Origin of the sequence: Phyllobacterium sp. TAF24, assembly GCF_052113785.1 — a bacterium.
Classification (GTDB): Bacteria; Pseudomonadota; Alphaproteobacteria; order Rhizobiales; family Rhizobiaceae; genus Phyllobacterium.
In genome coordinates, this window is record NZ_JBFRDN010000009.1 from 46,958 (window position 1) to 63,011 (window position 16,054).

The window sequence follows — 16,054 nt, forward strand, 5'->3', positions numbered from 1 at the left end:
ATGGCGATCTGGATCAAACGTAAAACTGCACAGTTGGAAAGCGGAACAGTTCCGGCATTCGAACTGGATGCAAAGAAGAAAAAGTCGGGCAATCGCGCGCGCAACCGTGTGATGATGGCTATGATGTGCTTTGTCGGCATTTATGGTGTCATCGGCGGACGGCTGATTTTCTACGGCATGCAGGAAGACACGACGGGTTATAACGGCCCGACCGGCACCGTCCTTGCCTCGCGCCCGGATATTCTTGACCGCAATGGCGAAGTGCTGGCAACCGATATCAAGACCGCATCGCTCTATGCTGAACCGCGCAAGATCATTGATCCTGACGAAGCCTATGAACTGCTCTCGACGGTTCTGCCCGATCTTAACTTCGAACAAACCTATGCCCGCCTGAAAAGTGGAGCCGGTTTTGCGTGGCTCAAGCGCGGTCTGACACCGCAGCAGAAAAGCCAGATCATGGCACTCGGCATTCCCGGCATTGGCTTCCGCACGGAAAAGTCGCGCTTTTATCCGGGTGGTCCAACGGCCTCGCACATTCTTGGCCTCGTCAATATCGACAATCAGGGCATTGCCGGTATGGAGAAATATATCGATGGGCAGGGCCTGACTGATCTGCGCGATGTCGGACTTGCCGATGGCCGTTCGCTGGAACCCGTGCGCCTGTCGATCGATCTGCGTGTGCAGCACGTGGTGCGCGATGTCGTCGTCACCGCGATGCAGAAATACCGTGCTATTGCGGCGGGTGCTGTTGTTCTCAACGTCAACACCGGCGAAGTCATGGCCATGGCCTCGGCGCCGGATTTTGATCCGAACAACCCGTTCAACGCGCTCGACAAGGACCATCTGAACCGCATGTCGGCGGGTCTTTATGAAATGGGCTCGACAATCAAGAGTTTCACCACGGCCATGTCGCTCGATCATGGCGCGACGCTCAACACCACCTATGATGCGACGCGCCCGATCACTATTGGCCGCCAGACGATCCACGATTTCCACGGCAAGGCGCGTGTGCTGACCCTGCCTGAAGTCTTTGTATTCTCATCGAATATTGGTTCGGCCCGTGAAGCCGATGCTGTTGGCATTGAAAACCACCGGGCCTTCCTGACGCGCCTTGGTCTGCTTGATCCGATGAAGACGGAACTGCCTGAAGTCGCCCGGCCATACTCGCCAAAAGTGTGGAAGAAAGTGAATTCGATCACGATCTCCTTCGGGCACGGCATGGCGACAACGCCGCTGCAAACGGCTGTGGGTGCTGCAGCGCTGGTCAATGGCGGCAAGTTGATCGAGCCGACATTCCTGCCCCGCACACTTGAACAGGCGCAGTCGATGGCCGAACAGGTCATCAAGCCGAAAACCAGCGATGATATGCGCTATCTGTACAAGCTCAATGGCGATACAGGTTCAGGCCGTAACGCCAACGTCAAAGGTTATCGCGTCGGCGGCAAGACGGGTACAGCCGATAAGGTTGTCAATGGCCGCTACGCCAAGGATTTGCGGTTCAATGCCTTTGTGGCAGCGTTCCCGATTGAAAAACCTGAATATGTTGTCCTGACGATTATCGATGAACCAAAGCCTGCCGAGGGGCAGAGCAGCGGTATCGCGGCCTACAATGCCGCTCCCATGGTGGCTGAAATTATCCGCAGATCAGCGTCATTTCTGGGGGTAAAGCCCGATTTCGGCCAACAAGTAACGCCATTGCAGGTTTCCTACGACAGTGATGAGTAAAGCAGATTCGGTCATGAAACTGAAAGATTTGAACGGCATACCTGCCCTGGCGATCTCCGAATTCGGGGATACGGAGATTACTGGCCTGACTTCGGATTCCCGGCAAATCAAGCCGGGTTTCCTGTTTGCGGCGTTGAAGGGATCGAAAGCTGATGGCAGTGTTTATGCCGCCGACGCAGCAAAGCGCGGCGCGGCGATCATTGTGGCTGCCAGCGGGTCCAAGCTGAGCAATGTTTCTGCACCGATTATCTATGTGGACGATCCGCGCCGTGCGCTCGCTTTGGCAGCCGCGAGCTTTTATGGTACCCAACCCGATGTGATGGTTGCCATAACAGGCACCAGCGGCAAGACGTCGGTTGCTTCCTTTACGCGCCAGATTTGGGCCAATGCCGGTTTCGCTTCGGCTAGTATCGGCACAACCGGCGTGGTTTCACCGACGCGCAATGATTATGGCTCGTTGACGACGCCCGATCCGGTTGAATTGCACAAGCTTTTGAGCGAACTGGTTGAAGAGGGCGTAACCCACGCTGCTATGGAAGCCTCATCCCATGGTCTCGACCAGCGCCGTCTTGACGGTGTGAAGCTGACAGCGGGTGCTTTCACCAATCTTGGCCGCGACCATATGGATTACCACCCGACGGTCGAAGAATATCACGCCGCCAAGCTGCGGCTGTTCACTGACCTTCTGCCCAAGGGCGCGTCAGCTGTTATTTTTGCCGACGATCCGTTTTCCAAGCCAACCATTGCGGCTGCCACTGAAGCGGGTTGCAAGGTCCTGACCGTTGGCCGCAAGGGCGAGTTCATCACGTTGAAACGCGTCGAGCATGAGCGTTTCCGCCAGCATGTGGAAGTGCAGATTGCCGGTGAGATTTTCGAGATCACTTTGCCGCTTGCGGGGGATTTTCAGGTGGCCAATGGCCTTGTTGCTGCGGGTCTCGCTATTGCAACAGGCGTTCCAGCCGCTGCTGCCATGCGTGGTCTTGAACGGCTGAAAGGTGCGCCCGGACGGCTTGATCTTGTCGGTGCGACGGAAGAGGGCGCGCCTGCCTACGTTGATTATGCGCACAAGCCTGATGCCATGGAAAACGTGCTGACGTCGGTGCGTCCGTTCACAACGGGTCGGGTGATCGTGGTGTTCGGTTGCGGCGGTGATCGTGACAAGGGCAAGCGGCCGATGATGGGCGAAATCGCCACCCGTCTTGCTGATGTTGTCATCGTGACCGATGACAATCCCCGTTCGGAAGTTGCGGCAACAATCCGCGCTGAAATTCTGGCTGCGGCTCCCGGGGCGCAGGAAATCGGCGACCGGCGCGAAGCCATTCGCGCCGCTGTCGGCATGATGAAGTCAGGCGATACCCTGATCGTTGCGGGCAAAGGCCATGAAGAAGGTCAGACCGTCGGCGATGTCGTGCTGCCATTCTCCGATCACACGGAAGTCGCGCAGGCCCTCAAGGATCGTCTTGCCGGGGAGCATAACTCATGAGTTTGCTCTGGACCTCGGAAGCGATGATCGAGGCCATGAACGGCAGGCCGGTTGGTACGCTGCCCGAAGGCATTACCGGGATTTCCATCGATACGCGAACCCTGCGCAAGGGCGAGGCGTTCTTTGCCATCAAGGGCGATGCGCTTGATGGGCATGATTATGCAACCGCTGCGGTTGCTGCTGGTGCCGCGCTTCTGGTGGTTGCAGAAGTGAAGCTTCCAGCGCTGGGCAAGCTGAAAACCCCGATGATCGTGGTGGATGACGTACTGGCAGCCATGACACGGCTTGGGCTGGCAGCGCGCGAGCGTTCCCATGCGCAGATCATTGCGGTGACCGGTTCCGTTGGCAAGACAACCACCAAGGAAGCATTGCGGCATGTGCTTGCCAATGCGGGCAATGTGCATGCGTCGGTTGCCTCGTTCAACAATCATTGGGGCGTGCCGCTGACCCTTGCGCGCATGCCCGAGGAGACAGATTACGGCGTCTTTGAAATCGGTATGAACCATGCGGACGAGATCAGGCCGCTGGTAAAAATGGTGCGCCCGCATGTGGCGATCATCACGCTGATCGCCCCGGCGCATCTTGGCCATTTCAAGAATTTGCAGGAAATTGCAACGGCAAAAGCCGAGATTTTTGAAGGACTTGTGCCTGGTGGCTATGCCCTGCTCAACCGTGACGACAAGCACTATAAGCTTCTGGAGAAGCTGGCGGTGGATGCGGGCGTTGAGCATATCAAGACCTTTGGCGAAAATGCCCGTGCCGATTATCGGCTGCGCGCGCTGAAACTGCATGGCGAATGCTCCTGCATGACGGCGCGCCTTGCCGGTTCCGAGGTTGTGGTCAAGGTCGGCGCTCCGGGCAGGYACATCGTGCAGAATGTTCTGGCGGTGCTGGGCGCTGCGCATCTGACCGGTGCTGACATGACAAAAGTCACGCTGGCACTGGCATCGCTGAAACCTGATAGTGGCCGCGGAGCCCGCCACACGCTTGAGATCGGCCGGGGTACATTCACGCTGATCGACGAGAGCTACAATGCCAATCCTGCATCGATGCACGCGGCCATTGAACTTCTTGCCGCTGCTGTGCCAACGGGCAGGGGCCGCCGTATCGCGGTTCTTGGCGACATGCTGGAACTCGGCAAGCAGGCACCAAAACTCCACGCGGAACTGGCGCCGGTTGTTGCGGCCAATCATATCAACATGGTTTTTCTCGGTGGACCCGATATGGCGGCGTTAAAAGCGGCCTTGCCGGTTGAAATCCATGCCGAATACAGGCAGAGCGTCGACGAATTGCAGTCAAATCTGCTGAGCACGATCAGGGCCGGTGATGTGATCATGATCAAATCATCGAAGGGAACCGGGTTCGCCAGGATCGTGAAGGCAATTCTACAGAAGTACAACACCGTGGAGCCCGTCGGCCCTGCCGAGTAAGCCTACGGGGATGGGGACATAGTACATGCTTTATTATCTGGCCGGTCTGGCGGAACATATCCAATTTCTGAACGTGTTTCGCTACATCACGTTCAGGACCGGCGGCGCGCTGATCACTTCGGCGCTCATTGTGTTCCTGTTTGGCCCGCGCATCATCGACTCGCTTCGCGTGCGTCAGGGCCGGGGCCAGCCAATTCGTGCCGATGGTCCGCAAACCCATTTCAAGAAAGCCGGCACGCCGACCATGGGCGGCCTGATGATCATGTCAGGCATTCTGGTCTCATCATTGCTCTGGGCCAACTGGTCAAATCCTTATGTCTGGATCGTTCTTCTGGTTGCGGTTTGCTTTGGTGCCATCGGCTTTTATGATGATTATCTCAAGGTCAGCAAACAGTCGTTCAAGGGCTTTTCCGCACGCGGACGCCTCGGCATTGAGTTTCTGATCGCTGGTCTTGCCGGATTTGCCATCATGCAGGTAGGGCAGGAACCTTTCTCCTCCTCGCTGACCTTCCCCTTCGCCAAGCAGTTGATCCTCAATCTCGGTATTTTCTTCATTCCCTTCGCCGCCTTCGTCATGGTTGGCGCTGGCAATGCGGTCAATTTCACCGATGGTCTCGATGGCCTTGCCACGGTTCCGGTGATGATCGCGGCAGCTTCATTCGGTGTTATCGCCTATCTTGCCGGTAACGCGATCTTTGCCGATTACCTGCAAATCCACTTCACGCCCGGTACGGGTGAACTTGCCGTTGTGCTGGGTGCCGTTATCGGTGCTGGTCTTGGCTTTCTCTGGTTCAACGCGCCGCCCGCCGCCATTTTCATGGGCGACACAGGTTCGCTGGCGCTGGGTGGTCTCATCGGCGCTGTTGCTGTTGCGACAAAGCATGAAATCGTTCTTGCCATCATCGGCGGCGTCTTTGTTATGGAAGCCATGTCAGTGATCATTCAGGTCACATCATTCAAGCTCACAGGCAAGCGCGTGTTCCTGATGGCGCCAATCCATCACCATTTCGAAAAGAAGGGCTGGACCGAGAGCCAGGTGGTTATCCGTTTCTGGATCATCGCCGTCATTCTCGCGCTGATCGGCCTTTCCACTCTCAAGCTCAGATAAGGCCAGTTGCATGATCGCCGCCCACTCCATGAAGGATAAAACCGTCGCGCTCTTCGGGCTCGGCGGTTCGGGCATTGCGACGGCCAAGGCGATTGCCGCTGGTGGTGCGAAAGTCATCGCCTGGGACGATAATCCGGATAGCGTTGCACGGGCTCAGGGCGCTGGTATCGAAACCGCCGACCTGCGGCTCGTTGACTGGAAACTGTTCTCGTCCTTTGTCTTGTCCCCGGGCGTGCCACTCACCCACCCGCGTCCGCACTGGACGGTGGATCTGGCCCGTGCCGCTGGAGTGGAAATCATCGGGGATGTCGAGCTTTTTGTGCGTGAGCGTAATCTGGCCGGTAAAAATAGCCCCTTCATTGCGATAACCGGCACCAACGGCAAATCGACAACAACTGCGCTGATCGCCCATATCATCAAGGCGTCGGGCCGTGATATGCAGCTTGGCGGCAATATCGGCACGGCTGTGATGACGCTGGAGCCACCTGTCGATGGCCGCCATTACGTGGTCGAATGTTCATCCTACCAGATCGACCTTGCACCTTCGATCAATCCCACTGCCGGTATCCTGTTGAACCTGACACCGGATCATCTCGACCGTCACGGCACCATGCAGCACTATGCCGAGATCAAGGAACGTCTGGTCGCCGGAAGCGATACCGCCATTGTCGGTGTCGATGACAGTTTCTGTGTGGCTATCGCCGACCGGCTGGAACGCGCGGGCAAGCGGGTGATCCGCATCTCCAAGCGCCTGCCCATTCAGAACGGTTATTTCGCCGAAGGTTCCACGCTTTATCTGGCCGAGAATGGCACGCGGACCGCTGTCGCCTCGCTGCAGGGCATCGGCTCGCTGCGCGGGGAACACAATGCCCAGAACGCGCTGGCCGCCTTTGCCGCCTGCCGCTGCGTCGGTCTGTCTGTTGATGAGATCAATGCGGGCCTCAAAACCTTTCCCGGCCTCGCGCACCGCATGGAGCAGGTGGCACGGCAGGGCAAAACGCTGTTTGTCAATGATTCCAAGGCGACCAATGCGGAAGCGGCGGCCCCTGCGCTGTCCTCTTTCCCGCGTATCTACTGGATTGCCGGTGGCCTACCCAAGGAGGGCGGCATTTCCTCGCTGTCAGGCTTTTTCCCACGCATCGCCAAGGCCTATCTGATTGGCGAAGCTGCGCCGCAATTTGCCGCAACACTGGGCGAGGCGGCACCCTACGAGATTTCAGGCACAATCAACGCTGCGGTAGAACACGCCGCGCGGGACGCAGCCGGTGACGGGGCGCAGGAAGCTGTAGTTCTGCTGTCGCCCGCCTGTGCCAGTTTTGACCAGTTTCAGAATTTCGAGAAACGCGGCGAGGCATTCCGCTCCGCCGTGCTGGCGCTTGCGGGCGCATCACCGATTGAAGGGGCAAACTAATGGTAAGCCGCATTGACCGTGGACCCGTCGCTGACTGGTGGTGGACGATAGACCGTTTCCTGCTGGCCGCCTGTCTCACTCTGATGGGATTGGGCATCCTCCTTTCATTCGCCGCAAGCCCTGCCGTTGCCGAGCGCATCGGTCTTGAGAGCTTCTATTTCGTCAAGCACCAGTCAATGTTCATGGTGCCTGCGGTGGTCGTCATGTTTGCGGTGTCGTTCATGGCACCGCGCACCATCAGGCGCTTTGCCATTATTCTGCTTGGCATCTCGATGGTCGCGATGGTTGGTGCGCTGTTCTTCGGTATTGAGGTAAAGGGCGCGCGGCGCTGGGTATCGCTGGCCGGTATCTCCATTCAGCCATCCGAGTTCATGAAGCCCGCCTTTGTGATCGTCTGCGCCTGGCTCTTTTCCGAGAATGAGCGGCGCAAGGATATTCCCGGCAATTTCTTTGCCATGGTGCTGTTTGGTGTGGTCGCGGCTTTGCTGGTGGCCCAGCCAGACCTTGGTCAAACCATTCTGACAGCCATTACATGGGGTGCGATGTTCTTCATGGCTGGCGTGCCGTGGTTGTGGATCGTCAGTCTCGGCGGTCTTGGCGTCGCGGGTTTCTTCGGCGCCTATACGGTGTTCCCGCACGTTGCGGGCCGTATTGACCGCTTCATGACGGGCGAAGGCGATACGTTTCAGGTGGATGCCGGACGCGAAGCGATTATTCGTGGCGGCTGGCTGGGTCAGGGTCCGGGCGAAGGCACCATCAAGCGCATCATCCCCGATAGCCATACGGACTTTATCTTCTCGGTGACCGCCGAGGAATATGGCATTGCGCTCTGTCTGCTGATCGTTCTGATCTTCGCGTTCATTGTGGTCCGCGGCCTGTCGATCGCGCTGAAAGAGCGGGATGATTTCACCCGCCTTGCCGTATCCGGCCTTGTTATCCTGTTCGGCTTCCAGTCGATCATCAATATGTCGGTTAATTTGCATCTGATGCCCGCGAAAGGCATGACCCTGCCGTTCATTTCCTACGGCGGTTCGTCACTGATATCAGTAGCGATCTCGACAGGGTTGCTCTTGGCCCTGACACGAAGAAGACCGGAAGGAAGACGCTCGGCAACACTGGCGAATTCGAAAACGCCGTCACTGGCCAACGCAGTCTGAGTTGCCGATGTCCAAAGGAATTATTGTTCTATGTGCCGGGGGCACAGGTGGTCATCTGTTTCCGGCGGAAGCGCTGGCACATGAACTGATTGAACGTGGCTGGGACATCCATCTGGTGACGGATGATCGTGCGGAACGTTTTGCGGGTGCTTTCCCGGCCAAGGAAATCCATGTGGTGCGCTCGGCAACCATTGGCGGGCGCAACCCGATTTCGCTGGCCCGCACCTTCTGGACGCTATGGCAGGGCAATCTCGATTCGCGCAAACTGTTCCGGAGGCTGAAACCCAAGCTCGTTGCGGGCTTTGGCGGTTATCCGACCCTGCCGCCGCTCTATGCGGCAACGGCCCTGAAAATTCCGACACTCATCCACGAACAGAACGCTGTGATGGGCCGTGCCAACAAGGCGCTGGCTGGCCGTGTCAGTGCCATTGCTGGCGGATTCCTGCCGCAGGGCGAAGGCCCCTATGCGGGCAAGATCGTGGTGACAGGCAATCCGGTGCGCCCGTCCGTTTTGGCGGAAGTCGGCAAGCCGTACAAAGCTTCGCAGGCGCATCAACCGTTTCATTTTCTGGTGTTTGGCGGCAGTCAGGGCGCTTCGTATTTTTCCGAGGCCATTCCCGCAGCGATTAAGCTTTTATCGCCGGACAATCGCGCCCGTCTTGTCCTCACCCAGCAGGCCCGCGCCGAGGATGAAGTGCAGGTGCGTGCCGCCTATCAGGCCATGGGCGTGAAGGCGGATGTTGCACCATTCTTCAAGGATATGCCGCGCCGCATGGCAGACGCGCATTTCGTCATGTCGCGCTCCGGCGCATCGACCGTCTCGGAAATCGCTGCCATTGGCCGTCCGGCCATTCTGGTGCCTTTCCCCCATGCGCTTGATCATGATCAGGCGGCCAACGCTGCTGCGCTACAGGCCGCAGGCGGCGCCGATGTGATCAAGCAGTCAGAGCTTTCGCCTGAAAGGATCGCCACGATCCTGACCAGTGCCATGCATGAACCGACCCGATTGGCATTTATTGCGGATAAAGCCCGCTCGACCGGCAAGCCTGATGCTGCACGGTTGCTTGCTGATGTCACAGAGGCTATTGCAACTGGCCAATCCATGACTGCAATTAAAAAAGGAGTGCGTCCATGAAGATGCCGCTCAACATCGGCCTTGTTCATTTTATCGGTATCGGCGGTATCGGCATGAGCGGCATTGCCGAAGTCCTGCATAATCTCGGCTACAAGGTTCAGGGTTCCGATCAGGCAGACAGCGCCAATGTGCAGCGTCTGCGCGAGAAGGGCATCGAGGTTTTTGTCGGGCACAATGCTGATAATCTTGGCGATGCCGAGGTTGTCGTGGTGTCAACTGCGATCAGGAAAACCAATCCGGAAATTGTTGCGGCGCGCGAAAAACTGCTGCCGATTGTCCGCCGTGCCGAAATGCTGGCCGAGCTTATGCGCTTCCGTCAGGCCGTTGCCATTGGCGGCACCCATGGCAAGACCACAACCACATCCATGGTCGCCACCCTGCTCGATGCGGGCAATCTCGACCCGACCGTTATCAATGGCGGTATCATTAATGCCTATGGCACCAATGCCCGCATGGGTGCCGGTGAATGGATGGTGGTGGAAGCTGATGAGAGCGATGGCACATTTTTGAAGCTGCCTGCCGATGTCGCAGTTGTCACCAATATCGATCCTGAGCATCTCGATCATTACGGCACGTTTGACCGGGTGCGCGAAGCCTTCCGCCAATTTGTCGAGAACGTACCGTTCTATGGCTTTGGCGTGATGTGTCTTGACCATCCGGAAGTGCAATCGCTGGTGTCACGCATCGAGGACCGCCGTGTCATCACCTATGGCGAAAATCCGCAGGCGGATGTGCGCTTCGTCAATCTCGTTGTCGATGGCCCATCGTCGCTGTTCGATGTGCAGATATCAAAGCGCAAAACCGGCGAGACCACTGAAATCAAGGGCTTGCGCCTGCCAATGCCTGGCAAGCACAATGTGTCCAATGCGACGGCGGCGATTGCCGTTGCGCATGAACTCGGTATTTCGGCTGATGATATCAAAAAAGGTCTGTCATCCTTTGGTGGCGTGAAGCGGCGCTTCACCCACACGGGATCGTGGAAGGGTGTCGAGGTGTTCGATGATTACGGACACCATCCGGTTGAGATCAAGGCCGTGCTGAAAGCTGCACGCGATTCTGCCAAGGGCAGGGTGATCGCTGTCGTGCAGCCACATCGTTTTACCCGCCTTGCCAGCCTGTTCGATGAGTTCGCCGCATGTTTCAATGATGCCGATACGGTTGTCGTTGCTCCTGTCTATACGGCAGGTGAGGACCCCATTGAGGGCGTTACGTCGGAAGCGCTGGTTTCCCGCATCAAGACGGCAGCGCATCGCGACGCGCGTTACATCAACGGTCCGCAGGAAATCGCGCCATTGATTGCGACAATTGCCAAGCCGGATGATTTCGTGATTTTCCTTGGCGCCGGTAACATCACCCAGTGGGCTTATGCCTTGCCAAAGGAACTCGCTGCGCTTTAGATTTTTGCGGTTGCGTGAGGACGGGGTGCCTCACGCCATAACTGCTGGAAGGATATCATGTCTTCAAGGATTGATGGCGAGGCTCTGCTTGGCAAGCTGGGAAATCGTTTCTCGGGGCTACGTGGGCGGCTGACGCCCAATATGGGTATGGAAAAAGTCACATGGTTCCGCGCCGGTGGCCCTGCTGAAGTCATGTTCCAGCCCGCCGACGAAGAAGACCTTGCTGCCTTCCTACAAGCCGTCCCCGAAGAATATCCGATCCTCGTTGTTGGCATCGGCTCCAACCTTCTGGTGCGCGATGGCGGTGTGCCGGGTTTTGTCGTGCGCCTGTCAGCCAAGGGCTTTGGTGAGGTCGAGCGTGTCGGCGATACGCAGTTGCGCGCCGGAGCGGCAACGCCAGATAAGCGGCTTGCTGCGACAGCGCTCGAGGCAAAAATTGCCGGTTTCCATTTTTACCATGGCATACCCGGTGGCCTCGGTGGCGCACTGCGCATGAATGCCGGTGCCAATGGTGTCGAAACGCGCGAGCGCGTGGTCGAAGTGCGAGCGCTCGACCGCAAGGGCAATGTGCACATCCTGTCCAATGCCGATATGGGCTATGAATACCGCCATTCCGGTGCGGCCAAGGATCTGATTTTCACCTCCGCCCTGCTTGAGGGAACACCCGGCGAAACTCACGCCATTCAGGCGGCGATGAACGCAGTTCAGCAACACCGCGAGACGGTGCAGCCGATCCGCGAAAAAACCGGGGGGTCAACCTTCAAGAACCCGGAAGGCACTTCCGCGTGGAAGGAAATCGACGCTGCTGGCGGTCGTGGCCTGATGATTGGCGGTGCCCAAATGTCGCCGATGCACTGCAATTTCATGATCAATACGGGTACTGCCAGCGGGCATGATCTGGAAACGCTCGGTGAGACAATCCGCGCCCGCGTGCTGGAAAATTCCGGCATTCACCTGCATTGGGAAATCAAGCGTCTGGGGCTTTTCCGTCCCGGTCAGGAAGTCCAGGAGTATCTGGGTCAGCTATTATAAGTTTTGAATACCGAAATCATTTTTATTGTTTTTAGTACTATAATTTGGTACCATAAATTTGAAGAGAAAACACCGCGCAACCTTGGTGCTGATATTCACTCGTCCGGTCAGTGGTTCAATCCGCTGGGCGGAGATTGAAGCGCTGTTTATTTGTCTGGGCGCTGAGGTGAGCGAAAGGGAAGGTTCGCGCATTGGTGTGTTTCTGTTTGGTGAAGTCAGAGTGTTTCATCGTCCCACCCATCTCCCGATACCGATAAGGGCGCTGTTGCCGCTATCCGAAAATGGCTTGAGAGCCACGGAGTAAGACCTTGAAGAACATTCTTGACGTGGATGGCCACAAGGCTGTCATTTCATTTGACCCTGAGATCGGCCTGATAAGAGGTGAGTTTCTTGGGCTGAACGGCGGTGCAGATTTTTACGCGCAAAGCGTCGAGGGGCTTCTTTTGGAGGGGAGAAAGTCTCTTCAGATATTTCTGGAGATGTGTGCGGAGAAGGGCATTGCGCCATTTCGCGAATTTTCCGGCCGTTTTAATGTTCGTCTGGCTGCTGAAATTCACGAGGCTGCCGTTTTGGCAGCCGCAGCGGAGAACAAAAGTCTGAATGAATGGATTGCCGGGGCAATCGAAGCGGCAACACGGGCCGCATAATCGGGCTCATGACTCTTTTTTTCCACGAAATATCATTGTTGAATCAAAGGGGACTTGTCAGCGAATCAACTCTCTGATTCTTTAGGGACAAGCGTTAACTGATTTGAGTCGGCTGATTTGCGTCAGCCTCGGGTGCCTGCGGTCTTGATCGCCGGGCTTGCGGAAACTCATGTCTTTTTTCGGCTGCGCAGAGCCCCGGAAATCACATCGGTTTTTGGAATGGTGATGCGCCAGTGAGGGATGCTGCTGTGTCCTTTGCGTGTCCGATGGGGGTGCGCGGTGCAGTAGTGGCGGGATGCGTAAAAGGGGTTGCCTCCATGGCGAAAAAGCATGTTGCGATGCTGATGGGTGGGTTTTCATCGGAACGTCCGGTGAGTCTCTCCTCGGGCAATGCCTGTGCTGCTGCTCTGGAAGCTGAAGGTTACCAGATCACCCGTGTTGATGTGGGGCGTGATGTCGCCAGTGTGCTGGCTGAGCTGCGCCCCGATGTGGCGTTCAATGCCCTGCATGGTCCTTTTGGTGAAGACGGCACAATCCAGGGCATCCTCGAATATCTGGAAATTCCCTATACGCACTCAGGCGTGCTTGCCTCGGCTCTGGCCATGGACAAGGAGCAGGCCAAGACCGTTGCCAAGGCTGCCGGTGTTCCCGTGGCGGAAGCCAAGGTGATGAACCGTTTTGATTTTACGACCAAGCACCCGATGAAGCCACCTTACGTGGTGAAGCCTGTCAATGAAGGTTCGAGCTTCGGTGTCGTCATCGTCAAGGAGGATCAGTCGCATCCGCCGCAGGTGATCACCTCGCCTGAATGGAAATATGGCAACACAGTTATGGTCGAGCGTTACATTCATGGACGCGAATTGACCTGCGCGGTGATGGGCGATGTGGCAATCGGGGTGTGCGAAATCATCCCCGTGGGCCATCAGTTCTACGATTATGATTCAAAATATGTTGCAGGCGGATCAAATCATGTGTGTCCGGCAAAAATTTCACTAAAAATTTACCAAAAAATACAAACACTAGCACTCAAGGCGCATCAGGCAATTGGATGTAAAGGGATTAGCCGGTCGGACTTCCGTTACGACGACCGTTTTTCCGAAGATGGTGAACTGATTTGGCTGGAGGTAAACACTCAGCCGGGCATGACTCCAACATCTCTTGTACCTGATATCGCCAAAGCTGCGGGGCATACCTTCGGTGAATTGTTGAGTTGGATGGTGGAGGACGCATCGTGTTTGCGTTGAAGGGCAAAAATATACACCCACGGGGTGTGGCGCCGGTGTCTTCGGACAGGACGGCTGCTTTTGGCCGTTTCCGCTTTGTCCTGCCGAAATTCCTGCGCAAGCCTGTGCGCGTCTTTACCCGCATGGTCGAGGGTGAAGTTCATATTCCCAATCACACCGGCACGCTCGGTGCCGTGGTGTTTCTGGCTCTGACCGGTGCTTACGGTGCCATTCTCGGCGGCCATGCGCCCGAGGTGGTCAAGGTGACGACTTCGACCTTCGGTTTTGCCATCGAAGATGTGAAGGTTGTCGGCAACAAGGAAACTTCGGAGATCGACGTGCTTGGTGCGCTTGGTCTTGATGGCGAGACGTCGCTGGTTGGCCTGAGTGCCGCCGATGCGCAAAAGGCTGTTGCTACCTTGCCTTGGGTTGAATCCGTCGATGTGTTCAAGGTCTACCCGAACACCATCCAGATTTCGATCCATGAGCGTTCGGCGCTGGCCATCTGGCAGAACGGCGATGATCTGTCGGTCATTGATGCTGATGGTCGCGTGATTGTTCCCTACACGGCTGGCCGCAATGCTGGACTGCCGCTGATCATGGGTGCCGGTGCCGACAAGCAGGCGAAAATGCTGTTCGCCCAGATTGCTGCATTTCCGCAGGTCGTTTCCGAGGTCAAGGCCTATGCCCGCGTTGCCGACCGGCGCTGGGACCTGATCTTGAAGAACGGCGTAACCGTGATGTTGCCGGAATTCCGTATTGATCAGGCGCTTGCGGATATCGTGAATATGGACCGTAAAGACGGGCTTTTGTCCCGCGCGATCTCGTCGGTGGATATGCGGCTTTCGGACCGGGTTGTTGTGAAGCTGACACCAGATGCGATGGTTCAGCGCGTAGAGTTTTTGAAGGCGCGAGACAAAGCGCCTAAGCGTTCGGAGAAGCGTATATGAGTATTCTGAACGGAAAGAGCGCGTCATCTGGAGCTGCTTCCGCAAAACGGACGCGGTCTTTGACAGTTCTTGATATTGGTTCAAGCAAGGTGTGCTGCATCATCGCCCGGCTGCGTCCGCGCGAGGAAAGTTCGCATCTGCCCGGCCGTACCCATCGCATTGAAGTGCTTGGTATCGGCCATCAGAAATCACGCGGTATCAAATCCGGCGTCATCGTCAATCTCGATGCAGCCGAACAGGCCATTCGTCTCGCCGTCGATGCGGCTGAACGCATGGCTGGCCTGACTGTTGATTCGATGATCGTCAATATTTCTGCCGGTCGCCTGAAGAGCGAAAGCTTTTCCGCCAGTATCAATCTGGGTGGTCACGAAGTTGATCAGTCCGACATTCGCCGCGTGCTTGCTGCGGGTGCCAAGCAGGCGCTGGCAACGGAGCGTCACCTCGTTCACTCGCTGCCCATCGGTTATGCGCTTGATGGCGAAAAAGGTATCCGCGATCCGCTTGGCATGATCGGCGACACGCTCGGTGTCGAGATGCATGTGCTGACCGCCGATGCGGCACCGCTGCGCAATCTCGAGCTGTGCGTCAACCGCTGCCACCTCTCGGTTGAAGCGATGATTGCAACGCCCTATGCGAGCGGCCTTTCGGCGCTTGTCGATGACGAAGCGGAAATGGGTGCTGCCTGCATCGATATGGGCGGCGGCACGACTACGATTTCGGTTTTCTCCGAAGGCAAGTTCATTCATGCCGATGCTATTGCGATTGGCGGTAATCACGTCACCATGGATGTGGCGCGCGGTCTTTCCGCCCATATGGACGATGCGGAACGTTTGAAGGTCATGCACGGTTCGGCCCTGCCAAGTGCTGCCGATGACCGGGACCTCATCAGCGTTTCGCCACTCGGCAATGATGGCCGCGACGTTCCCAATCAATATCCACGCGCTGTGCTCACCCGCATCATCCGGGCTCGTGTGGAAGAAACACTGGAATTGGCACGTGATCGCCTGAACCAGTCCGGCTACGGCCAGATTGTCGGCAAGCGTGTTGTCCTGACAGGTGGAGCCAGCCAGCTGGCCGGCTTACCTGAAGTGGCGCGCCGTATTCTGGCCCGCAACGTACGTATTGGCCGTCCTCTGGGTGTTACGGGGCTTCCCGAAGCAGCCAAGGGGCCAGCTTTCTCCGCAGCGGTTGGTCTGTTGATCTATCCGCAGGTGGCAGGAATTGAGGAGCGTTCTGTAAAGGCCGGTTCATCATCGCTGATGACAGGTACGGGTGGGCGTTTTCAGCGTATCGGCCAGTGGCTGAAAGAGAGTTTTTGATCAATCCGGGGAAACCCAAAAAAGATACCGCGGCGGC

13 protein-coding genes are annotated in these 16,054 nt (G+C 57.0%); all 13 read left to right on the top strand.

Annotated elements, in window-relative coordinates; translation table 11 throughout:
• The 13 genes from AB4Y96_RS10045 (at position 1) to ftsA (ending at position 16,017) form a co-directional block, all read left to right on the top strand.
• Entirely contained in the window at positions 1-1,725 is a 1,725-nt protein-coding gene (locus AB4Y96_RS10045; protein ID WP_441917068.1) for a peptidoglycan D,D-transpeptidase FtsI family protein, read from the top strand.
• A gap of 13 nt (positions 1,726-1,738) precedes the next feature.
• Positions 1,739-3,208, top strand: coding sequence for a UDP-N-acetylmuramoyl-L-alanyl-D-glutamate--2,6-diaminopimelate ligase (locus AB4Y96_RS10050; protein ID WP_441917070.1), 1,470 nt, complete (start codon positions 1,739-1,741; stop codon positions 3,206-3,208).
• A complete protein-coding gene (locus AB4Y96_RS10055; RefSeq protein WP_441917072.1) occupies positions 3,205-4,638 on the top strand; it encodes a UDP-N-acetylmuramoylalanyl-D-glutamyl-2,6-diaminopimelate--D-alanyl-D-alanine ligase in 1,434 nt (477 codons plus the stop codon). Before AB4Y96_RS10050 ends, AB4Y96_RS10055 begins: the two co-directional genes overlap by 4 nt.
• 25 nt (positions 4,639-4,663) lie before the next feature.
• Complete coding sequence (gene mraY, locus AB4Y96_RS10060; RefSeq protein ID WP_091877845.1) at positions 4,664-5,746, top strand: phospho-N-acetylmuramoyl-pentapeptide-transferase; 1,083 nt, start codon at positions 4,664-4,666, stop codon at positions 5,744-5,746.
• 10 nt (positions 5,747-5,756) lie between these two features.
• Entirely contained in the window at positions 5,757-7,157 is a 1,401-nt protein-coding gene (gene murD / locus AB4Y96_RS10065; protein WP_441917074.1) for a UDP-N-acetylmuramoyl-L-alanine--D-glutamate ligase, read from the top strand.
• Entirely contained in the window at positions 7,157-8,314 is a 1,158-nt protein-coding gene (gene ftsW, locus AB4Y96_RS10070; protein ID WP_441917076.1) for a putative lipid II flippase FtsW, read from the top strand. The genes murD and ftsW overlap by 1 nt, the downstream gene beginning before the upstream one ends.
• A 7-nt stretch (positions 8,315-8,321) precedes the next feature.
• Positions 8,322-9,449 (top strand): undecaprenyldiphospho-muramoylpentapeptide beta-N-acetylglucosaminyltransferase, encoded by a 1,128-nt coding sequence (gene murG / locus AB4Y96_RS10075; RefSeq protein WP_441917078.1) that lies wholly within the window; start codon positions 8,322-8,324, stop codon positions 9,447-9,449.
• Entirely contained in the window at positions 9,446-10,846 is a 1,401-nt protein-coding gene (gene murC / locus AB4Y96_RS10080; RefSeq protein WP_441917079.1) for a UDP-N-acetylmuramate--L-alanine ligase, read from the top strand. The genes murG and murC overlap by 4 nt, the downstream gene beginning before the upstream one ends.
• A gap of 57 nt (positions 10,847-10,903) precedes the next feature.
• A complete protein-coding gene (gene murB, locus AB4Y96_RS10085) occupies positions 10,904-11,878 on the top strand; it encodes a UDP-N-acetylmuramate dehydrogenase (RefSeq protein WP_441917081.1) in 975 nt (324 codons plus the stop codon).
• A 308-nt stretch (positions 11,879-12,186) separates the two neighbouring features.
• Positions 12,187-12,525: a type II toxin-antitoxin system HicB family antitoxin gene (locus AB4Y96_RS10090; RefSeq protein ID WP_441917083.1), complete on the top strand. Its 339-nt coding sequence runs from the start codon at positions 12,187-12,189 to the stop codon at positions 12,523-12,525.
• A gap of 317 nt (positions 12,526-12,842) precedes the next feature.
• Positions 12,843-13,769 carry a D-alanine--D-alanine ligase gene (locus tag AB4Y96_RS10095; protein ID WP_112529114.1) on the top strand — a complete coding sequence of 309 codons (927 nt, stop codon included), beginning with the start codon at positions 12,843-12,845 and terminating at the stop codon, positions 13,767-13,769.
• Positions 13,757-14,698: a cell division protein FtsQ/DivIB gene (locus AB4Y96_RS10100; RefSeq protein WP_091877837.1), complete on the top strand. Its 942-nt coding sequence runs from the start codon at positions 13,757-13,759 to the stop codon at positions 14,696-14,698. The genes AB4Y96_RS10095 and AB4Y96_RS10100 overlap by 13 nt, the downstream gene beginning before the upstream one ends.
• Entirely contained in the window at positions 14,695-16,017 is a 1,323-nt protein-coding gene (gene ftsA, locus AB4Y96_RS10105; RefSeq protein WP_091877836.1) for a cell division protein FtsA, read from the top strand. Before AB4Y96_RS10100 ends, ftsA begins: the two co-directional genes overlap by 4 nt.
• The last annotated feature ends 37 nt before the right edge of the window (positions 16,018-16,054 follow it).